This window comes from Staphylococcus sp. HMSC62A08 (genome assembly GCF_001839105.1).
In the GTDB taxonomy this organism is placed as follows: Bacteria; Bacillota; Bacilli; order Staphylococcales; family Staphylococcaceae; genus Staphylococcus; species Staphylococcus caprae.
The window spans coordinates 208,128-229,512 of the sequence record NZ_KV840031.1 but is presented as its reverse complement, the minus strand read 5'-3'; the positions used below and the strand labels follow the sequence as shown (position 1 = coordinate 229,512).

Annotated in this window: 20 protein-coding genes; 3 read left to right on the top strand and 17 right to left on the bottom strand. The window is 33.7% G+C overall.

The window, feature by feature from the left end; genetic code table 11:
- Positions 1-208 precede the first annotated feature (208 nt).
- Together zwf and HMPREF3264_RS04860 are read left to right on the top strand one after the other, a co-directional pair.
- Positions 209-1,693 (top strand): glucose-6-phosphate dehydrogenase, encoded by a 1,485-nt coding sequence (gene zwf / locus HMPREF3264_RS04865; RefSeq protein WP_070872160.1) that lies wholly within the window; start codon positions 209-211, stop codon positions 1,691-1,693.
- 280 nt (positions 1,694-1,973) lie between these two features.
- Positions 1,974-2,849, top strand: coding sequence for an AraC family transcriptional regulator (locus HMPREF3264_RS04860; RefSeq protein ID WP_037541470.1), 876 nt, complete (start codon positions 1,974-1,976; stop codon positions 2,847-2,849).
- Positions 2,850-3,036: 187 nt separating this feature from the next.
- Here the strand turns inward: HMPREF3264_RS04860 and HMPREF3264_RS04855 are convergent, their stop codons facing one another.
- The 4 genes from HMPREF3264_RS04855 to HMPREF3264_RS04840 form a co-directional block, all read right to left on the bottom strand.
- Complete coding sequence (locus HMPREF3264_RS04855) at positions 3,037-4,689, bottom strand: glycoside hydrolase family 13 protein (protein ID WP_070872158.1); 1,653 nt, start codon at positions 4,687-4,689, stop codon at positions 3,037-3,039.
- Between the two features lie 5 nt (positions 4,690-4,694).
- On the bottom strand, positions 4,695-5,711 hold the full coding sequence (locus HMPREF3264_RS04850) for a LacI family DNA-binding transcriptional regulator (RefSeq protein WP_070872157.1): 1,017 nt from the start codon (positions 5,709-5,711) through the stop codon (positions 4,695-4,697).
- A gap of 163 nt (positions 5,712-5,874) precedes the next feature.
- Positions 5,875-7,281: an NADP-dependent phosphogluconate dehydrogenase gene (gene gndA, locus HMPREF3264_RS04845; RefSeq protein ID WP_070872155.1), complete on the bottom strand. Its 1,407-nt coding sequence runs from the start codon at positions 7,279-7,281 to the stop codon at positions 5,875-5,877.
- A 78-nt stretch (positions 7,282-7,359) separates the two neighbouring features.
- Positions 7,360-8,484, bottom strand: coding sequence for a M20/M25/M40 family metallo-hydrolase (locus HMPREF3264_RS04840; protein WP_070872153.1), 1,125 nt, complete (start codon positions 8,482-8,484; stop codon positions 7,360-7,362).
- Positions 8,485-8,656: 172 nt separating this feature from the next.
- Between HMPREF3264_RS04840 and prli42 the strand changes: the two genes are divergently transcribed.
- Positions 8,657-8,752 carry a stressosome-associated protein Prli42 gene (prli42, locus tag HMPREF3264_RS12750; protein ID WP_152333550.1) on the top strand — a complete coding sequence of 32 codons (96 nt, stop codon included), beginning with the start codon at positions 8,657-8,659 and terminating at the stop codon, positions 8,750-8,752.
- Between the two features lie 53 nt (positions 8,753-8,805).
- On the opposite strand, the gene HMPREF3264_RS04835 is transcribed toward prli42, so the two are convergent.
- The 13 genes from HMPREF3264_RS04835 to HMPREF3264_RS04775 form a co-directional block, all read right to left on the bottom strand.
- Entirely contained in the window at positions 8,806-9,783 is a 978-nt protein-coding gene (locus tag HMPREF3264_RS04835; protein ID WP_070872151.1) for an aromatic acid exporter family protein, read from the bottom strand.
- Positions 9,784-9,797: 14 nt separating this feature from the next.
- Positions 9,798-10,235 (bottom strand): bacilliredoxin BrxB, encoded by a 438-nt coding sequence (gene brxB, locus HMPREF3264_RS04830; protein ID WP_002443031.1) that lies wholly within the window; start codon positions 10,233-10,235, stop codon positions 9,798-9,800.
- A 319-nt stretch (positions 10,236-10,554) separates the two neighbouring features.
- A complete protein-coding gene (locus HMPREF3264_RS04825; protein WP_070872148.1) occupies positions 10,555-11,877 on the bottom strand; it encodes a dihydrolipoamide acetyltransferase family protein in 1,323 nt (440 codons plus the stop codon).
- A gap of 12 nt (positions 11,878-11,889) precedes the next feature.
- Positions 11,890-12,873: an alpha-ketoacid dehydrogenase subunit beta gene (locus HMPREF3264_RS04820; protein ID WP_002443035.1), complete on the bottom strand. Its 984-nt coding sequence runs from the start codon at positions 12,871-12,873 to the stop codon at positions 11,890-11,892.
- The gene (locus HMPREF3264_RS04815) at positions 12,866-13,864 is read right to left on the bottom strand and encodes a thiamine pyrophosphate-dependent dehydrogenase E1 component subunit alpha (RefSeq protein WP_070872146.1); all 999 of its coding nucleotides are present in this window, start codon (positions 13,862-13,864) and stop codon (positions 12,866-12,868) included. The genes HMPREF3264_RS04820 and HMPREF3264_RS04815 overlap by 8 nt, the downstream gene beginning before the upstream one ends.
- A gap of 14 nt (positions 13,865-13,878) precedes the next feature.
- Entirely contained in the window at positions 13,879-15,300 is a 1,422-nt protein-coding gene (gene lpdA, locus HMPREF3264_RS04810) for a dihydrolipoyl dehydrogenase (RefSeq protein WP_070872144.1), read from the bottom strand.
- Positions 15,301-15,576: 276 nt separating this feature from the next.
- Positions 15,577-17,253 carry a DNA repair protein RecN gene (recN, locus tag HMPREF3264_RS04805; protein WP_070872142.1) on the bottom strand — a complete coding sequence of 559 codons (1,677 nt, stop codon included), beginning with the start codon at positions 17,251-17,253 and terminating at the stop codon, positions 15,577-15,579.
- Positions 17,254-17,268: 15 nt separating this feature from the next.
- Entirely contained in the window at positions 17,269-17,721 is a 453-nt protein-coding gene (ahrC, locus tag HMPREF3264_RS04800; protein WP_037541473.1) for a transcriptional regulator AhrC/ArgR, read from the bottom strand.
- A gap of 264 nt (positions 17,722-17,985) precedes the next feature.
- Entirely contained in the window at positions 17,986-18,867 is an 882-nt protein-coding gene (locus HMPREF3264_RS04795) for a polyprenyl synthetase family protein (RefSeq protein WP_037541474.1), read from the bottom strand.
- Entirely contained in the window at positions 18,845-19,075 is a 231-nt protein-coding gene (locus HMPREF3264_RS04790) for an exodeoxyribonuclease VII small subunit (protein ID WP_037541476.1), read from the bottom strand. Before HMPREF3264_RS04790 ends, HMPREF3264_RS04795 begins: the two co-directional genes overlap by 23 nt.
- Entirely contained in the window at positions 19,068-20,405 is a 1,338-nt protein-coding gene (xseA, locus tag HMPREF3264_RS04785) for an exodeoxyribonuclease VII large subunit (protein WP_070872140.1), read from the bottom strand. Before xseA ends, HMPREF3264_RS04790 begins: the two co-directional genes overlap by 8 nt.
- A gap of 18 nt (positions 20,406-20,423) precedes the next feature.
- Positions 20,424-20,810, bottom strand: a complete 387-nt coding sequence (gene nusB, locus HMPREF3264_RS04780) for a transcription antitermination factor NusB (protein ID WP_002443052.1) — start codon at positions 20,808-20,810, stop codon at positions 20,424-20,426.
- A gap of 212 nt (positions 20,811-21,022) precedes the next feature.
- Positions 21,023-21,385 (bottom strand): Asp23/Gls24 family envelope stress response protein, encoded by a 363-nt coding sequence (locus HMPREF3264_RS04775; RefSeq protein WP_002443053.1) that lies wholly within the window; start codon positions 21,383-21,385, stop codon positions 21,023-21,025.

Here is a 21,385-nt window from a genome sequence, read left to right as displayed (position 1 = left end):
ATGTGAAGTAATTTGTGTGTTCATTTTCAAAAAAATAAATTGTGCTTAATTTCAAGCAAATTTGATGACCACAAGTGACGGTTATCATATAATATAATAATCTAGTAAGATGATATATTTATTAAAAATAAAAGCATAAATACTATCGTAAAATCGGTGAGTAAATCATCATTCATCATATATCTATTTAAGAATTGAGGTTTTAATCTTGAGTACTAAAAGTAAACACATCCCTTGTTTAATAACAATATTCGGTGCCACTGGTGACCTTAGTCACAGAAAGTTATTCCCTTCTATATTTCATTTATTTCAACAAGACAATTTAGATGAGCACATTGCGATTATCGGTATAGGTCGTCGCGATTATTCAAATGATGAGTTCCGCAATCAAGTTAAATCATCAATTCAAAAGCACGTCGAAGATACGAATAGAATTGATGAATTTATGAATCATGTGTTTTACCACAAAACAGATGTCAGTGATGAGGAAAGCTATGATTCATTATTAAAATTTAGCAATCAATTAGATTCTGAATTTGGATTACAAGGCAATCGCATGTTCTATTTAGCGATGGCACCACAATTCTTTGGTGTTATTTCTGATTTCTTAAAGTCGTCAGGTCTAACGAATACGACTGGTTTCAAACGTTTAGTCATTGAAAAGCCTTTCGGTAGTGATTTGAAATCTGCAGAATCACTTAATAATCAAATTAGACGTTCATTTAAAGAGGAAGAAATTTATCGTATCGATCATTATTTAGGTAAAGATATGGTACAAAACATTGAAGTTCTTCGCTTTGCGAATGCGATGTTTGAACCGTTATGGAATAATAAATACATTTCAAATATCCAAGTGACATCTTCAGAAGTTCTAGGCGTTGAAGACCGTGGAGGATACTATGAATCTAGTGGTGCATTAAAAGATATGGTTCAAAACCATATGTTACAAATGGTTGCTTTATTAGCAATGGAAGCACCTATTAGTTTAAATAGTGAAGATATCCGAGCAGAAAAAGTTAAAGTTCTTAAATCATTACGTCAATTAAAACCTGAAGAAGTAAGAAAGAATTTTGTGCGCGGTCAATATGATAAAGGAATCATTGAAGGTAAAGAAGTGAAACCATATCGTGAAGAAGATCGTGTAGCTGAAGATTCGAATACACCAACATTTGTATCAGGTAAGCTTACGATTGATAACTTTAGATGGGCTGGTGTGCCTTTTTATATTAGAACGGGAAAACGTATGAAATCTAAAACCATTCAAGTCGTTGTTGAGTTTAAAGAAGTACCAATGAATTTATACTATGAAACAGATAAATTATTAGATTCTAACCTACTTGTGATTAATATTCAGCCTAACGAGGGTGTGTCATTACATTTAAATGCGAAGAAAAATATTCAAGGTATTGATACTGAACCTGTACAACTTTCCTATGCGATGAGTGCACAAGATAAAATGAACACCGTAGATGCATATGAGAATTTACTCTTTGATTGCCTTAAAGGTGATGCGACAAACTTTACGCATTGGGAAGAATTAAAATCTACATGGAAATTTGTAGATGCTATTCAAGACGAATGGACAATGGTCGAACCTTGCTTCCCTAACTATGAATCAGGTACGAATGGTCCTTTAGAAAGTGATTTATTATTAAGTCGTGATGGTAATCACTGGTGGGACGATATTCATTAGAGTGTATTGAATATAAGTATTTTAGCGGTGTTATTATTTTTTATTAAAAATAATTATATTGAATCATGTTTTAATGATAATGATTATGTCATATTAACAATATTGTGAATGATGATAGGTCTATTTAGAATGGTTGGTTGATAACTACTTTACCACTTCAACTTTATAGACCTTTGTCGTTCACTTTTTTATTTTTAAAAATACTATAGCTTTAAGGTGTATCTTAGTTAAAAATAATGTACAATAATGATTATGATTGAAAGTAATTGGAGTGAAAGTTTTGGACGTTATCAAGCAAATACAACAGGCAATCGTATATATTGAAGATCGTCTATTAGAGCCGTTTAATTTGCAAGAACTTAGTGATTACGTTGGTCTTTCGCCGTATCATTTGGATCAATCTTTCAAAATGATTGTCGGTCAATCACCAGAGGAATACGCACGTGCTCGGAGAATGACGATAGCTGCAACTGATGTGATACATGGTGCAAGTCGTTTAATGGATGTAGCTAAAAAATATCGCTATGCGAATTCAAATGACTTTGCGAATGATTTTAGTGATTTTCATGGGATTTCACCTATCCAAGCTTCAACAAAAAAAGATGAGCTTAAATTTCAAGAGAGATTATATATTAAATTATCAACGACAGAGAGAGCACCATATACATATAGACTTCAGGAAACTGAGGATATTTCTCTAGTTGGGTATTCTAGGTTTATTCCTACAAAGCATTTATCAAACCCTTTCAATGTACCGGATTTCTTAGAGGATTTACTCGTTGAAGGTCATATTAAAGAACTTAGACGATACAACGATGTAAGTCCATATGAATTATTTGTTGTTAGTTGTCCTCTTGATGAAGGATTGGAGATATTTGTAGGCGTACCAAGTGAACGTTATCCAGCACATTTAGAGAGTAGATTTCTACCAGGCAGACATTATGCAACATTTAATTTACAAGGTGAAATTGATTACGCTACGAATGAAGCGTGGTATTATATTGAATCAAGTTTGCAACTCACGCTACCGTATGAACGGAACAGTTTGTATGTTGAGGTGTATCCACTTGATATTTCATTTAATGACCCGTTCACTAAGATTCAATTGTGGTTGCCTATTAAACAAGAAGTTTATGATTTAGAAGAACTAGACTAAATATGAAAATGACAAAAGTTAGAGAGTGGAGCAACGAATATAATTTCGTTACTCCACTCCTTTTTTATGTTGAGGAATATGGTATGGGGTGTTTCCCTTGAGTGAATGTGTTGATACTTGTGGAAGCGATTTGTTGTTGTACGGGAATCTGCGTATGATTTCGCCCATACTTATGCTTACTGATATTTTATAATTCTGCCACAAAGGTCTCGTATGGTTGTATTTGATTAAAGTCGATAGTGTGATTGATATAGTTGTGTAACTTCACTTGGTTGTCATTTTCCAAATGATAAGGAACGTTAAGTTGACTGACTTGATCGGTTAAATTACCAACGACAAGTATAGTTCGATCATTTAACGTGCGTGTATATGCGAAAATGTTAGGATTCTCTTCATCGACTAAATCAAACTGGCCATATGTATAAATGTCATCAGATTTCTTCAATTGGATTAAAGCTTTATAGAAATTAAGTACAGAATGTGGATCTTTACTCTCTTGTTCGACATTAATTGTTTTATAATTTGGATTCACAGGGAACCAAGGTGTACCCTTTGTAAAACCGCCATTCATTGAATCGTTCCATTGCATAGGCGTTCTAGAATTATCTCGATTTTCCATTTTATACTTATCTAAGAGTTGATTCACATCTCCACCCTGTTCTTTAACAATTTGATATTCATTTTTAACTGCTACATCATTGAATGTTTCGATACTTTCGAATGGATAATTTGTCATACCGATTTCTTGGCCTTGATAGATAAACGGTGTTCCTTGTTGTAAAAAATATGTGACAGCATGACTCGTTGCAGATTCATACCAAAATTGTTGGTCATCTCCCCAAGTAGACACGCGTCGAGGCTGGTCATGATTCTCAATAAATAAGGCATTCCATCCCTTGCCTTCTAAACGTTTCTGCCAACGATTTAATACGTCTTTATACGACTTCACATCAAATTGCGTGTCACCAGTACTCCACAATCCTAAATGCTCAAATTGGAAAATCATATTAAATTTACCTTTATGTTCTCCTACCCATTCTTCAGCATTATCAGGATTTACACCGTTCGCTTCACCTACTGTCATAATATCGTATTGACTTAGAGATTTGTCTTTCATTTCTTGTAGCCAGTCTTGAATACCTGGTTGATTCATATCTACATCAAAGGCTGGTGCATACGTTTTACCTTCTGGGACAGGCAAGTCACCTGCTTCAAATGTTTTCTTAATATGAGTGATTGCATCGACACGGAAACCGTCAATACCTTTTTCAAACCACCAGTTCATCATTTCAAAGACTGCATTACGCACATCAGGGTTATTCCAATTTAGATCTGGTTGCTTTTTACTAAATAAGTGGAAGTAATATTGACCTGTATGGCTATCGTATTCCCAAGTTGATCCATTGAAAATGCTTTCCCAATTATTAGGTTCTGTGCCATCATCCTTTGGGTCTTCCCAAATGTACCAATCTCGTTTAGGACTATCTTTACTTGATTTAGATTCGATAAACCAAGGATGTTCATCGGAAGTATGATTTACAACTAAATCTAAAATTAATTTCATACCACGTTCATGTGTCTTCGATAATAGCTCATCGAAATCTTCCATTGTTCCGAATTCATCCATAATCGCTTTATAATCACTTATATCATAACCATTATCATCGTTAGGCGATTTGTACATCGGGCTTAACCATATAACATCTATACCTAAATCTTTAAGATAATCTAATTTCTCGATCACACCTGGTAAGTCACCAATACCATCATCATTACTATCGTTAAAACTTCTTGGATAAACTTGATATGCGACAGCTTCTTTCCACCATTGTTTATTCACTTGTATCACTCCTTCATGTTATTCGTAGATTCGCGTTCAATAATTGTAGTTGGAATCCTTAAGTTATCTTTAGATACTTCGCGTTGATTTAATAATTGTATAATTTTCTCTCCTGATTTGTTTCCAAGTTCAACGGGATGAATATTCACAGTTGTTTGCGGAGGACTTCCCATTTCTGTTAATAGAGAATCATTGAATGTTGCAGTACATACATCAGTAGGTATTTGAATATTTAAGTTATATAACACACTTAACACTGTATGGTGAATGACGCCATCAGACGATATGATTGCTGTTGGTCTAACTGAAAGTCCTTCATTCATAAAGTATGTTTGCAATAGAGTTTGTATACTATCTCTATTATTTTCAGTTTCTAAAATTTCGTGAGTTATACCTCTTTGACGCGCTTCATCGCGGAAACCAGTAGACCTGTCATCTGTCACAGCATATTGACCTGATTCATTGATGAAAATAATGTGACGATGGCCTTTATGATATAGATAACTACATAAATCATGACCTGCTTTTTCATTATCATTATCAATATGTATGATAAATTGGTCTTTTTCATCTAATGGTTTACCAATAACCACAAACGGAACGTCTTCATCGATTAATAATTGTTTAACTACATTATTACTTTTAGAAAAAAGTAAAATAAATCCGTCTACAGCATGCGTCTGTATCATCCCTTGTACCTCTTGAAAAAGACTTTCCTCTGAAGTTGATATTGTACTTTTGATAGCATATCCTTCTTCGTTACATCGTTGTGTAATTCCATGTAATACATCACTATAAAAAGGATTTTGTCGAACATCTTTAGAAGCACTTTTTAAAATAATACCAATTGTTTTTGTCTTTTTAGTAATGAGTGAGCGTGCTGTTAAATTTGGGATATAACCTAAATCAGACATGATTGCTTTAACGTGTGCAGTAGTTTTGTCGCTAATGCTTGGGTGATTCTGAATGACTCTGGAAACCGTTGATGGAGATACTTGTGCAACCCGTGCGACATCTTTAATTGTTACCGTGAGAAATCACCTCTTTTTCCAAAATAGAAAGCGTTTACATTTATTATAATAATTCCTTTCAGAGATAAGTGCAAACGTTTGCGTTAAATCGCTAAAAAAATAGCCTCACTCACCATTAAATGAGCAAGGCTAGTTATTGAATCACATATATTAATTATTCTTCAACCCATTGAGTATGGAATACACCTTCACGATCTTTACGTTCGTAAGTGTGAGCTCCGAAGTAGTCACGTTGTGCTTGAATTAAGTTTGCAGGTAAGTCTTCTGAACGATAACTATCATAGTAATTAATGCTTGCTGAGAAACCAGGTGTTGGAACACCGTTTTTCACACCTGTTGCAACAACATCACGTAAAGCATCTTGATATTCAGTCACAATGTTTTTGAAGTAAGGGTCTAATAATAAGTTTTGTAACTCTGAGTTGTTATCATAAGCGTCTTTAATTTTTTGTAAGAATTGAGCACGGATGATACAACCTTCTCTCCAAATCATTGCTAATTCACCAAGTTTAAGGTTCCATTCATGATCTTCACTCGCTTTACGCATTTGAGCAAAACCTTGCGCGTAAGAACAAATTTTACTCATATATAAAGCTTTGCGGATTTTTTCTAAAAATTCTTCTTTATTACCATCAAATGAAGCTTTAGGTCCATTTAAAGATTTTGACGCATTTACACGTTCTTCTTTAATTGAAGAAATGAAACGAGCAAATACTGATTCAGTAATAATTGTTAAAGGAATACCTAATTCTAATGCATTAATTGAAGTCCATTTTCCAGTACCTTTTTGACCGGCAGTATCAAGAATTTTCTCCACTAGTGCTTCGTTATCTTCATCTAACTTAGTAAAGATATCGCCAGTGATTTCGATAAGATAACTTTCCAGCTCGCCAGCATTCCATTCTTTAAATGTTTTAGAAATTTCTTCATGTGACATGCCTAATAAGTCTTTCATCATTGCATAACTTTCTGCAATTAATTGCATATCAGCATATTCAATACCATTGTGTACCATTTTAACGTAGTGACCTGCACCGTTTGGTCCAATGTATGTGACACATGATGCGCCATCCTTAGCTTTAGCTGCAATAGCGTCTAGGATATCACTTACTTTATGGTAAGCATCTTCTTGTCCGCCAGGCATTAATGAAGGTCCAGTTAATGCACCTACTTCACCACCGGATACTCCCATTCCGATGAAATTCACGCCACTTTCAGCTAAAGCTTTATTGCGTCGAATTGTATCTTGATAATTAGTGTTACCACCATCGATTAAAATATCATCATCGTCCAATAAAGGTAATAAGCCATCAATTGTTGCATCGGTAGCAGGACCAGCTTTAACCATTAATAAAATTTTACGGGGCTTTTCTAAAGAATTAACAAATTCTTCTAAAGAGTATGTTGGATGGATTTGTTTACCTTGTGATTCTTCAACCATCTCATCCGTTTTTTGTCTTGAACGGTTATAAACTGAAACACTGTATCCACGTGATTCTATGTTCCAAGCAAGGTTTTTACCCATTACAGCTAAACCTACTACTCCTATTTGTTGTGTCATATTACTTACCTCTCTTGTTCAAAATTTTCAATAATATTGTAACATAAAACGTCTCTTAACAATTACTAAAAGACCGTATTACTCAGTAACAAGTTCAATGATTTTTAAGATTTGACTAGCTAGCATATATAAATCATTCGTTGAAATTCTTTCAGATGTTGTGTGGATATTTTCATAACCTACACCTAAAATGACGGATGGAATACCATATCTATTCATAATATTACCATCAGAGCCACCGCCAGCAATGCAAGTGTCCCCTTTAAGACCTAAAGCAACGGCACTTGCTCTAGCGTATTTTGTTACGTCTTCATCATCTTCAACTTTAAATCCTGGATAGCTCGTTTCGATTTCAACATGTGCTTCTCCACCGAATTCTTTAGCTGTCGCCTCAAAGGTTTCTTTCATATGTTGGACTTGTGTGTGAATACTTTCATCATTATGAGAACGAGCTTCAGCTTCAAGAATGACTTCGTCCGCAACGATATTTGTAGCCGAACCACCATGGAATTTCCCTATATTAGCTGTAGTTAACTCATCGATTTGACCTAAATTCATTCTGCTAATAGCTTTAGCTGCAATATTAATCGCACTAACACCTTTGGTTGGCGTACTTGCATGAGCAGTTTTACCTTTAATGGTTGTGTAAATCTTCATTTGAGTAGGAGCGCCAACTACAGTTGTTCCCACATCCTTACTAGCATCGACTGCATAACCAAAGTCGGCATCTAATAATTGAGTATCTAACGCTTTAGCTCCAACTAATCCTGACTCTTCACCTACAGTGATGACAAATTGAATTTGACCATGAGGTAAATCTCGTTCTTTAATTTGTTCAATCGTTTCAATTAAAGCAGCTAATCCAGCTTTATCATCAGCGCCTAGTACCGTTGTTCCATCAGAATAAATGTAACCATCATCTTTAACTTGAGGCTTGATATTTATTCCCGGTACGACTGTATCCATATGACTCGTAAAATAAAGTTTCGGAACTTTCTTATCTGAAATGTTACTTGGTAATGTACATATTAAATTATTAGCTCCTAAACCTTCTATACTTGAAGCATGATCCTCTTTGACTTGTAAGCCTAAACTTTCAAATTTATCTTTTAAGATAGGTTGAATCGTTTGTTCATTGCCTGTTTCTGAATCAATTTTCACTAATTCTAGAAATGTGTTAAGTATACGTTCTTTGTTAATCATGAATGCAAAATCCCCTTTCGTATATAAACTTATTTTAACTGACTTTAAAGTTTATCAAAAATAAATTGATTGCTTTTTAGAAATAAATCATTTATGGTCACTTTATATTAGCGTATTTTGAATCGCGTTTAATGTTTAGAAGCGATTTGACCATATGTGGAGGAATTTAGAATTGAATAACAAAGTTTTACGTATCATTATTGTTGTCATGCTCGTTGCAGTCGTTTTAGCCTTATTATTAACAAGTTTAGCACCAATAATGAATTAATGAGAAAACCGTTACATTAGACTCAATGATAAAGTTTAATGTAACGGTTTAATTTATATTTCACTATGCAATTTTAAAGAACCAAACTGAGATTTAATATTCAAATACTCTTCCAGTTCATTCAAGATTTGAATAATATTAGCACGTGAATTTAATGCTTCGTGTGTAGTTGGTAGTGGTAATTCGTCGAGGGATAGTCGAATCTCATAAAGCGAATGGAGTCGCAAAGCTGTATAATCGTTACTATTAACGTTGCTACCAATCTCTGTCATTAATTGAGATATTTTACCAAGTATAGGATCATCAGTCGATATGCTTTCGATAAGATGGGTCATCCTTTTTAATAACTCAACTTGCTCTTCTCTCATATCAAAATAGTGATAATAAGAGTTTTCATTTCTAACAAAATGATTTTTAACATCCCTAAAAGCTAATGACTTCGCCTTTTTAATATTAAATAATAAAGCTTCAAATTTTATATCTAATTGATCTTTACGTATAGAACAAGCGTTACTAAATATCGTAAATACATCTGTGATTTGATGTTCGATATCGTTTTTATATCGTTTTAATTTTTTATCTAAACTAGGCATCATAAGGTTCATAATGAACGCAATACCTAATCCTACTGTTAATAACAATATTTCATTAATAATGAGGTGGCCATTAATTGCTTTAGCATTAAATACATGCAGTAAGATAACGCAACTCGTTATCACACCTTCTTGCGCGTTAAGCACAACTGTTAAAGGTATAAATAACAGTACAATGAGTCCTAATACTAATGCATGTTGACCTAATAAACTAAATATAGCAGCGCCTAAAAACAAAATTAATAAACATGAGACTAAACGTGAAATAATAGCTTGAACAGAATGCATTTTAGTATGTTTGATGCAAAGCACAACTAAAATCGCACTTGAAGCATAGTTGTCTAGTCCTAGAAGTTTACAAATGATGACGCCGAGCGTCATACCCACAGCGGTTTTAAGAGTTCTAAATCCAATCTTATAAGGATTTAACTTTAACATGGGTTACTTGCCTCTTATCTTTCTTCACAATATTTATCGAATAAGCCTTGCAGTTGATTGATAACATCCATAACATCATGACCTTCGATTTGGTGACGTTCGATCATTTCTGTGATTTTACCGTCTTTAACTAAAGCGAAAGAAGGGCTTGATGGTGCATAACCTTCGAAATAATCTCTTGCTTGTTGTGTCGCTTCTTTATCTTGACCAGCGAAAACTGTTACTAAGCGGTCCGGTAATTTATCATAATGTAAAGCATGTGTCGCAGCTGGACGTGCAATACCACCAGCACAACCACAAACTGAGTTAACCATGACTAATGATGTGCCATCTTGTTTTAATACATTATCTACTTCATCAGCAGTTGTTAATTGTTCGTAACCAGCATTTTCAATTTCGTTACGTGCTTGTTCTACAACCCCGTTCATATATAAATCAAAATTTAAATCCATATTAGGTCACCTTTCATTCCATTGTTAATTTTAACTTCTTTTATTCTACTAATTAAAAGTGCATTGTTCAACAAGCTTGATTGATGAATTTCTTTAGTGTGTACGAAACTGATATTAAATCAATGTAATGTCATCACATGCTTAATGATTAAAAGTTGAACGAAGTATGTATATAAACATAAAAAGTTCTAAGAGGCTTAGACATAACGAGTTCGATTTTACCTAAATCCTAAACGTTTGTGTCTTGTTCTCTTAGAACTATTATTTTGGGAGAAACCTCCCAATTTGAGATTAAATATTTATCATTATAGGCAATTACTTAATAAATATTAGTGTTTTCAATTGAGTATTGTTCAATACGTTTTTTAATATGGTTCATAAATTGTCCAGTTTGTAGTCCATCTAGGATTCGATGATCTATCGAAATACACAAGTTAACCATATTTCGAATTGCAATCATATCATCGATGACAACTGGCTTTTTAACCACAGACTCAACTTGTAATATCGCAGCTTGAGGATGGTTAATAATTCCCATAGAAGATACAGAACCAAACGAACCTGTGTTATTGACAGTAAATGTACCGCCTTCCATATCTTTTTGTGTAAGCTGTCCATGACGTGCTTTGTTAGCTAAATCATTGATTTCACGTGCAATGCCTTTGATAGATTTTTCATCAGCGTGTTTGATGACTGGAACATATAACTTGTCTTTATCTGCTACCGCGATGGATATATTAATATCTTTATGAATAACGATTTCTTTGCCTTGCCATGTACTATTGAGTAAAGGATGTGCTTTCAATGCATCTGCAACTGCTTTAACGAAGAAAGCGAAGAATGTTAAATTATAGCCTTCATTTTGCTTGAATGTATTTTTATGATGGTTTCTTGTTTTAACTAAATTTGTAGCATCTGCTTCAATCATCATCCAACCGTGTGGTATCTCAGTCACACTTGTCACCATATTGTGAGCGATAGCTTTACGTACGCCTTTAACTGGAATTGTACTACCTTGATTATATGTTGGACTTTGATTATTTTGACTTTGAGATTGGTGCGTTGTTTCATTTGAAAATTGAGTATTTTTGTTTCTGTCGTCATTATGAGTTTCAGTTTCATTTGAGTGGCTAACTGTTTCAGGATGTTCAATGGCATGTTGAATATCCTTTTTAGTTACACGTCCTTCGAAACCAGTACCTTGTACTTGAGTTAAATCGATATTGTGTTCAGATGCTAACTTAAATACAACGGGTGAGAAACGACCATTATTTTTCGGTTTCACAGAAGATTCTTCTTTTTGATCTTTATTATCACTTGATTGCTTTCTTTGTGTCGCCTCGTTACGTGCGCCGTCATTTTCAGGTTGAGATTCATCGGCTTGACTTAATTCAGATTCGTCTTTTTCATTACCGGTATCAATTTTACAAATGACAGCATCAACATTCACCGTTTCGCCTTCATTTACAATGAGTTCAGTTACAACACCTGACACTGTAGATGGAACTTCGGCAGTCACTTTGTCAGTAATGACTTCGCAAAGTGGCTCGTACTCGCCTACTTCATCTCCAACAGAAACCAACCATTGTTCGATAGTACCTTCATGTACACTTTCACCTAATTTAGGCATTTTAATTTCCAATTGACACCCTCCTTAGAATTCCGCTAATTCTCGCATTTTATCTTGTATTTTTTCAGGACTCATCATAATTTCATTTTCGAGGACAGGTGAAAATGGCATAGATGGAACGTCAGGTGCCGCTAATCGCATTATTGGCGCATCCAAATCAAATAGACAATGTTCAGCAATGATTGCTGAGACTTCTGACATTACACTACCTTCTAGATTATCTTCTGTTACTAAAAGGACTTTACCTGTTTTACTTGCGCGTTCAATAATCGTTTCTTTATCAAGTGGATAGACGGTTCTTAAGTCTACTACTTCCACATTAATACCATCTTCTGCTAAAATATCAGCCGCTTGTAAACAGTAGTTAACCATTAAACCATAACAGAATACTGTTATGTCATCACCTTGTCTTTTAACATCGGCCTTACCTAGTGGCACTGTGTAATATGCTTCAGGAACTTCTTCTTTTAAGAATCTGTATGCCTTTTTATGTTCAAAATATAATACTGGATCATTAGATTCAATCGATGATAATAACAGGCCTTTAGCATCATATGGTGAAGAAGGAATAACAATTGTTAAACCAGGCGTAGAAGCAAAAATGCTTTCAATACTTTGTGAGTGATATAATCCACCGTGCACGCCACCACCAAATGGTGCTCTTATTGTAATAGGACAACCCCAATCATTATTAGAACGATATCTCATTTTAGCGGCTTCACTAATAATTTGGTTCGTTGCCGGTAAAATAAAATCAGCAAATTGAATTTCAGCAATAGGACGTTTACCTATCATCGCAGCACCTATAGCAGTTCCAATAATGTTAGATTCTGCGAGTGGTGTATCAATCACGCGTTCAATTCCATATTTACTTTGTAAACCTTGTGTTACGCCGAAAACGCCACCTTTTTTACCAACATCTTCTCCAAGAATAAATGTGTTTTTATCTTTTTCGAGAGCTAAGTCATGAGCTTGTCGAATGGCTTCTAAATAAGATAATTTAGTCATTGTCTTGCACTCCTTCTTCATAGACATATGCATATGCTTCTTCAGTTGAAGGATATGGCGCTTCTTCAGCAGTCTTAGTTGCTTTATTAATGATATCTTTATTTTCTTGTTCTAACTCAGATAACCATTGTTCATCGATAATGTTATTTTCGAGTAGATACGCTTTGAATTTAAGATTGCAATCGCCTTCTTTTAACGAATCGCGTTCTTCTTGAGTACGATATTTATCATCGTCATCTGAAGAGTGTGGTGTCATACGAGAGGTAACAGCTTCTATTAAAGTTGCACCTTCACCATTTAACGCACGTTCTCTAGCTTCTTTCATTGCTTTATAAACGGCAATAGGATCATTGCCATCGACATGTTCTCCGTGCATACCATATCCTAATGCACGATCAGATAAATTTTCTGCTGCATATTGAAGAGAATCTGGCACAGAAATGGCATATTTATTATTAATAATCACGCAAATAAAAGGTAAATCATGTACACCAGCAAAGTTAAGTCCTTCATGGAAATCGCCTTGGTTTGAACTTCCTTCCCCTACTGTAGCAGTAGCGATGTTTTGTTTTTTATCCATTTTTAACGCTAGTGCTGCACCGACAGAATGAGGAATTTGTGTTGCGACTGGTGAACTTTGCGATAGGATTCCTTTTTCTCTATGACTAAAATGAGAAGGCATTTGTTTACCACCAGAGTTGATATCATCTCGTTTGCCAAATGCAGAGAGCATTGTATCTAATGGCGTAATACCCATGTATGTAACAAACGCTAAATCTCGATAATATGGTGAAGAAATGTCTCCTTCTTTCATGGCGTATGCCATGCCTATTTGAGTTGCTTCTTGACCTTGACCGCTAACTACAAAGGGGATTTTGCCTGCGCGATTCAGTAGCCATAATCTTTCGTCTACTTTTCTTCCTAAGTCCATCCATTTATACATATTCTTGAGGTCTTCTTCTGTAAGGCCTGCAGACTTATAATCAATCATCTTTTTTCCTCCTACTATACGTGAATCGCTCTACCTTCTACTTTTAGACCTAGTTCCATTAATACTTCTGATAAAGAAGGATGTGCATGTGTGGTTAAACCAAGTTCTAAAGAAGAGCCATTCATAAACTGTAACAATGAAACTTCATTAATTAATTCCGTTACATGAGGTCCAATCATATTAAGACCAATAATTTCATCTGTTTCTTGATTAATAATCATTTCACAAAAGCCTTTTTGCTCGCCAATATCGTCTATCATTGCTTTACCAATAGCTTTGAATGGTACTTTATAAGCACGTGCTTTAATATTTTGAGCTTTAGCTTGTTCTAAATTCTTACCTATAGAGGCAACTTCTGGATACGTATATACACATTTTGGTACCAGGTCATAATCAACAGGTATAGGTGACCCTTCAAACATGTGCTCTACTGCTGCCATACCTTCTTTAGAGCCAACGTGCGCAAGTTGAAGTTTACCTATGCAATCGCCAGCAGCATAGATATGTTTATCTTCCGTTTGTTGAAATTCATTTGTAAGGATATGACCAGCTTCGTTTGTTTTAATTTTAGTGTTATTTAAGCCAATATCGTGTGTATTGGGTTGTCGACCTATAGATATTAAAACTTTCTTTACATGGATTTGATTATCTCCAAAATGAATTGTAACACCATCATCGTCTTTTTGAATACTATTTTCATCGAGTTGAACATCTTCATGGAATGTCACGCCACGTTGTGTTAATTCGTTCTTCAATGTGGATGCGATTTGCTTACTTTCAGTTGGCAATATACGTTCGTTTGCTTCAATCACTGTTACTTTTGTTCCTAAATCATTTAAAAGAGATGCAAATTCTAACCCGATGCCTCCCCCGCCTATAATAGCTAAATGTTCAGGTAGTTCTTGTAATGCTAAAATATCATCACTAGATAGAATACGTTCATGATCAAAATCAATAAAAGGTAACGACTTAGGCGTGGAACCTGTAGCGATAAGTACAAACTGATTTGGTATTAAGTCAGATTCGCCATCGTCATATTCTACAGAGATTGTTCCGCTCTGAGGAGAAAAAATTGATGTTCCAAGTATTCTGCCTGTGCCGTTATAAACGTCAATATGATGGTGTTGCATTAATTGATTAACACCTTGATACATTTGACTTACAATGGCATCTTTACGTTTTAAAATGTTTTCAAAATTAATATTAAAATCATTTACATCAATACCGAATGATGTTGCATTCTTAATTGTATGGTGTACTTCAGCAGATTTTAATAACGATTTAGTAGGTATACAGCCTTTATGCAAACATGTGCCACCTAATAAAGATTTTTCAACGATTGCAACGTTTTTGCCTAATTGTGAAGCTCTAATAGCCGCAACGTATCCGGCAGTGCCTCCACCAAGGACGACTAAATCATATTGTTTTTCTGACATGGTCTTACTCCTTAAATACTTAGAAGACTAAATATGCAAGAACAATTGCTCACCAGTGCATTTTAGTCCCCTAATAGATTTGCTCATTTAGACATTGATACGTTTACAAATTTAATAAAATGTAACTATCAAGGTGCTAATAAAAAATAATACTTTCCTATTCTACATCAATTTGCATTGTTAATACATTTAAAAATAATGAAATTTTTGAATATCCTTAATGACAATTGTTTTAGGATATTGTTTTCAAAATTAAAATTTGAGAACTTGTGACATTTAGGATTGATGATTTTGGGCAATCATTTCCTTAGCATTTTCTCTAGTTAATTCAGTGACGCTAGCGCCTGAAATCATACGTGCGACTTCGTCAATTCTATCATCTTCTAATAATTCTTTAACTTGGGTTGTTGTTCTATCGTCATTAGAAGCTTTACTGATTAAAAGATGATGATCACTCATTGAAGCAACTTGTGGTAAGTGAGAAATGCAAATGACTTGTATATATTCGGCAATATCTCTCATTTTTTCTGCCATTTTTTGTGCCGCTTGTCCAGAAACGCCTGAATCGACTTCATCAAATAGTATCGCTGTTTGTCCGCGTGATTTAACAAAAATACTTTTTAGTGCAAGCATAATTCTAGATAATTCGCCACCTGAAGCAATTTTGTTCAAGCTTTTTAAAGGTTCTCCTTTATTCGGACTAATTAAAAATTCTACAAATTCTATACCTTCTTGATTAGGTTCATCAAGTGGTTTGAATGAAATTTCTAAATTAGCATCTTTCATTTGTAAATTTTGAATTTCTGAAACAATATGGTCGCGTAATTCTCTTGCAACACGTCTCCGTTCTTTAGAAAGTTCTTTGCCTACTTCAAATACTTCTTTATAAAGTCGACTGATTTCTTCTCTAAGTTGTGATGTGCTTTGTTCGTAATTTTCAATTTTATTAATTTCCTCTTCTAATTTACCTTGATATGCAATGAGTTCAGATATATCTTTTCCATACTTACGTTTAAGGTTGTTTAAAAGATTCATCCTAGATTCAAGGTCGTTAAGTATTTGTTCATCAAATTCAGTGTTAGCCATTTCGTCGTAAATTTCGTGCTTTGCATCTTCAAGAATATAGTAAAATTGATCGACGTCTTCTTTTAATTTTTCATATTTCTTTGGAACAATATCATTAATAGATTGTAAGTGGTTACTCAATTCATATAATCGATCTGGAATTGCATTTTCGTCAGTAAGTACTTGATGTGCACTATTTAGAGCTAAACTTAACTTTTCAGAGTTTTGAATGCGTTTTATATCGGTTTCGAGTTGTTCAACTTCGTCTTCTTTAAGTGAAGCTTCAGTAAGCTCTTCAAATTGAAATTTCATTAGGTCAAGTCGTTGTAATAATGCTTGGTCTGCCGATTCCAACTCTTCTAATTCTTTTCTTTTATCTTTATATTTTGAAAAAACATCCTGATATTGATGTAACAAATTAGAATATTGATCTTCAGCATAATCATCCAACAATTTAAGATGATACTTCTGTTTAAGCAAAGATTGCGTTTCGTGTTGGCCGTGTATATCTAATAGTTCTTGCATTACCTTTCTCAAATCTTGAAGCGTTACAGTTTGATTATTGATACGACAAATACTTTTACCTGAACTAAATATCTCTCTTTTTACTAGAAGAAAATCTTCATCCACATCTATAGATAAATTTTCAAGAATTGAAATGGCATCTTTACTTTCATCGATATCAAATATACCTTCAATAACGGCTTTCTTTTCGCCGTGACGCACATAATCTGAAGATGCACGCATACCGATTAATTGTCCTATTGCATCAATAATAATGGATTTACCTGATCCAGTTTCACCACTTAATACGGTTAATCCATCTGAAAAATGAATTTCAAGTTCATCTATAATCGCAAATTGCTTTATTGATAAGGTTTGTAACATAAATTCATCGCATCCTTATAATAAATTGAAAATTCGTGTTTTAATCTCTTCACTAGCTTCTTCATCACGGCAGATGAGTAAACATGTATCGTCGCCGCAAATCGTACCAAGTACTTCTTCCCAATCAATTTGGTCTAAAATTGCTCCAATTGATTGTGCGTTACCTGGAAGTGTTTTAAGTACAAGTAAGTTTCCAGTTCCTTCAATATTAACAAAGGAGTCCATAAGGTATCTTCCAAGTTTCTCCAATGGATGATATTTTCTATCATTAGGTAAACTGTATACATATTGACCTGATGGTGCTGGAACTTTGATTAATTGTAATTCTTTAATATCTCTTGAAACTGTCGCTTGTGTCACGTTTAAATCATACTCATTTAATCGTTTTACCAATTCATCTTGTGTCTCTATTTGTTCGTTTGAAATAATCTCTCTAATTTTTATATGTCTAACCGATTTTTTTGGCACAATAAACACCTCTAGTTACGAATATTTATACAATGATTTTAACACATGCATCTCATAACTACTACTAAACACTATTTATCTATTACTTTATTATATTTTTTCTTTGGCATGATAACAGTATTTATTGTAAAATTTAAACTTTTTAAAAGTAAAGTCCAGCCGTTTGTATAAAAATTAATTTATGAATATTTTTTGTATATGCGTATAAAGTTAGAATAAAAAGAAAAACGATTGATGCAATTTTTCATCAATCGTTCATTAATCTTAATGATCTCTATTATAAAATAAATCTACAATTTCCTTTAATTGAGCAGTGTCAAATTGTGATGGTAAACAATCTAGACAATATAATGCTTGTTTCATATGATAATCTAATTTATCTTCTGCGCCTTCTTTTCCTAACAATGAAACATAAGTGCTTTTATGATTCGTTTCGTCGCTTCCAACAGCTTTTCCAAGTTTTTCTTCATCACCATAAACATCTAATAAATCATCTTTGATTTGGAACATCAGCCCTAAATGTTGACTAAATTTTTCTAAGTGATCAGATGTCTCTTGATCGACTTGAGCGATATCAACTGCAGCCATTACTGCAAAAGTAAGTAATGCGCCAGTCTTAGCTTTATGGATCGCTTCTAAAGTAGTTAAATCAACCGTTTTATTTTCACTTTGCATGTCTAGAGTTTGACCGCCTACCATGCCTAGATGACCACTTGCCTTAGATAACCTTTGTACTAATTTGACTTTAACTTTATCTTCAATTAATTCATCGTTAGAAACCAATTCAAAAGCTTTTGTTAGAAGTGCGTCTCCAGCTAATATTGCTTTCCATTCACCGTATACTTTGTGATTGGTTAGTTTACCGCGGCGATAGTCATCGTCATCCATTGCAGGTAAATCATCGTGAATTAAGGAGTAAGTATGAATCATTTCAAGTGCTAAGGCACTTTGTACCCCTTTATCATAGTCACCTTTTAACATATTAAGTGTTAATAATAATAAAACGGGTCTAATTCTTTTGCCGCCTGCTTGAAGAGAGTACATCATGCTTTCTTCTAAATCAGTGTTTAATGATGAATTTTGAATTGACTGATTTAATTTAGTATTAATTTGTTCAATTAAATTATTCATTGTCGGCTTCTTCATTTTCTTGATCCTCAGCTTCTTCTTGCATTAATTTATTCACTTTCTTTTCAGCATCTTTTAAAGTTGAATCACAAGCAGTTGATAATTTCATTCCTCGTTGATATAAATCTAGTGACTCTTCTAAAGAGACAGTTTCATTATCTAGTTTTTGAACAATGCTTTCTAATTCTTGCATCATTTCTTCAAAACTTTGCTTTTCTTTACTCATCATTACACCTTACTTTCTTGACAATTGCGTCGACATTTCCATCTTTCATTGTTAAAGAAATTGAATCATTTTCTGATATATCATGTGTGCTTGTAACAACCTTATCATCTTTATTCACAATTGCATAACCACGTAACATTGTATTGGTAGGACTTAAATTATTAAGACTTTCAATTTTATTTTTTAAATCTGCTTTCAGTTTGGATAAATCATTGTTTATTTTTTGAGACATTCGAGAACGAAGTTGTGAAATATTTTGTTTATCCTGGTTAATATGTTGGCTAAGTATTCTTAAATTAAAATTTTGTCTTAATAACTTAAGGTGTTGGTGTTGTCTTTCAATGTTAGTGAGTGTGATTTGTTTCAGTTGCTTTTCCAAATCATCACGTTTTTGAATCTGTTGATCATACAATAAAGAAGGTTGTTTAAATTTATAATAGGATGATAAATGACTTAACTGTTTCTTTTGTTGCTCAATGTATTGTTTGATAAATCGCGTCAACGAGAATTGATACTGCTTAATTTGTTGCATTAATTCATATTGATCTGGTGTTGCGATAACGGCGGCTTGAGTTGGTGTTGCCGCTCTGACATCTGCCACAAAATCACTTAAAGTAAAGTCAGTTTCATGTCCTACTGCTGAAATGATTGGTGTTGCGCATTGATAGATTGCTTTAACAACCTCTTCTTCATTGAAATTCCATAAATCTTCAATTGAACCACCGCCACGACCAACAATAATGGTATCTACATTTAGAGAGTCGGCATATTGAATTTTTTCGATGATATCTTCTTTAGCCTGAGTTCCTTGTACTAAGGTACTAATTTGAATTTGTTCCACTAAGGGATATCTACTGTTAATTGTAGAATGAATATCTCTAATTGCAGCACCAGTACTTGCAGTGAGTACAGCTATTTTCTTAGGAAACTTTGGTATAGGTTTTTTGATATTATTATCAAAATATCCCTCTTTAGCAAGTTTCTTTTTGAGTTCTTCTAACTTTTGGTATAAGTTTCCTATTCCATCAAGTTGCATTTTATTCACATAAATTTGATAGTTACCTCTTCTCTCGTAAACAGAGACTCGAGCTTCCAATAGTACTTCGTCCCCCTCTTTGGGTTCGAAACCTAATTTAGAAGCATTTCCTTTGAACATCATTGCACTAATCACAGACTCTTTATCTTTAACATTAAAGTATAAATGGCCACTTGAATGTTTCTTGAAATTTGAAAGTTCTCCTTTTAATAGAACAGATTGTAAATGAGGATCTTGATCAAATTTATATTTGATGTATTTAGTTAGAGTAGAAACACTTAAATATTCAGTCATAAATATCACTCATTTTAATTAATTTATATTACTTAAAACACCATTGATAAATTTGTAGTGATCATCGTCGCTAAATTGTTTAGTTAGTTCTACAGCTTCGTTGATAATCACTTTTTCCGGTGTGTCACTATGTAGCATTTCAAAAGTCGCCATTCTAAGAATAATGCGATCGGATTTAAGTAGACGTTCAATAGACCAATCTTTTAAATGTGGTTTAATTTTTTCATCTAAAACAGATTCATGGTCTTTAACACCTGTAACCAACCAATGAATAAAATCAAAATCTAATTCTGGATGGTCATCTTTAATGAAATTAATTGCTTCAGTAATTGTTAAATCTGTATCTTTCATTTCTAATTGAAATAAAGTTTGAAAAGCTTGAATTCTAGATTCTTTACGACTCATATTTTACTCCTTCAAACGTATTAATATAATTAATAAGGCTGGGACATCATTTATTATCTCAGCCTTATTTATATTGTGGCGGATATGTCTGAATTGAAAGTGTGCTTAAAGCGAGCTGCACTCAATTCTAGCCATCCTTGCCGTTGGATGTGGGATAACAAAATTAATTCTCCTATGTTATATTTTCGACCCACTTCCGCATTAAAATTTATTTATTTTTCCACAACGATTTGTGTAATATGAATGTTAATTTGATTTGGTTCAATTGCTGTCATAGTCGTTATTGAATTGAAAATTGAAGCTTGAATTTTCTTTGCCGTTTTAGATATATTCACGCCATGTTTGAGTGCACAGTATACATCTATATAAATACCATCATCTTTAGCTTCAATTTTTACATCTCTATAGAGGTTCTTGCGACTAATTTTTTCTAAATTTGTCTTTTTTAATTCAGCAAAATGGCCTGTAATTCCATCAACCTCTGATGTCGCAATACTTGCGATAACAGATAATACTTCGGGTGCAATTTCAATTTTTCCTAGATTAGATTGAGAATAATCTGCTACATTGACCAT

Excerpts from the sequence above, each read along its gene's own strand:
- gndA (WP_070872155.1), bottom strand. The coding sequence starts at position 7,281 with ATGACACAACAAATAGGAGTAGTAGGTTTAGCTGTAATGGGTAAAAAC.
- HMPREF3264_RS04840 (WP_070872153.1), bottom strand. The coding sequence starts at position 8,484 with ATGATTAACAAAGAACGTATACTTAACACATTTCTAGAATTAGTGAAA.
- HMPREF3264_RS04835 (WP_070872151.1), bottom strand. The coding sequence starts at position 9,783 with ATGTTAAAGTTAAATCCTTATAAGATTGGATTTAGAACTCTTAAAACC.
- brxB (WP_002443031.1), bottom strand. The coding sequence starts at position 10,235 with ATGGATTTAAATTTTGATTTATATATGAACGGGGTTGTAGAACAAGCA.
- HMPREF3264_RS04820 (WP_002443035.1), bottom strand. The coding sequence starts at position 12,873 with ATGACTAAATTATCTTATTTAGAAGCCATTCGACAAGCTCATGACTTA.
- HMPREF3264_RS04815 (WP_070872146.1), bottom strand. The coding sequence starts at position 13,864 with ATGATTGATTATAAGTCTGCAGGCCTTACAGAAGAAGACCTCAAGAAT.
- lpdA (WP_070872144.1), bottom strand. The coding sequence starts at position 15,300 with ATGTCAGAAAAACAATATGATTTAGTCGTCCTTGGTGGAGGCACTGCC.
- recN (WP_070872142.1), bottom strand. The coding sequence starts at position 17,253 with ATGTTACAAACCTTATCAATAAAGCAATTTGCGATTATAGATGAACTT.
- HMPREF3264_RS04795 (WP_037541474.1), bottom strand. The coding sequence starts at position 18,867 with ATGAAGAAGCCGACAATGAATAATTTAATTGAACAAATTAATACTAAA.
- HMPREF3264_RS04790 (WP_037541476.1), bottom strand. The coding sequence starts at position 19,075 with ATGAGTAAAGAAAAGCAAAGTTTTGAAGAAATGATGCAAGAATTAGAA.
- xseA (WP_070872140.1), bottom strand. The coding sequence starts at position 20,405 with ATGACTGAATATTTAAGTGTTTCTACTCTAACTAAATACATCAAATAT.
- nusB (WP_002443052.1), bottom strand. The coding sequence starts at position 20,810 with ATGAGTCGTAAAGAATCTAGAATTCAAGCTTTTCAAACTTTATTTCAA.
- HMPREF3264_RS04775 (WP_002443053.1), bottom strand. The coding sequence starts at position 21,385 with ATGGTCAATGTAGCAGATTATTCTCAATCTAATCTAGGAAAAATTGAA.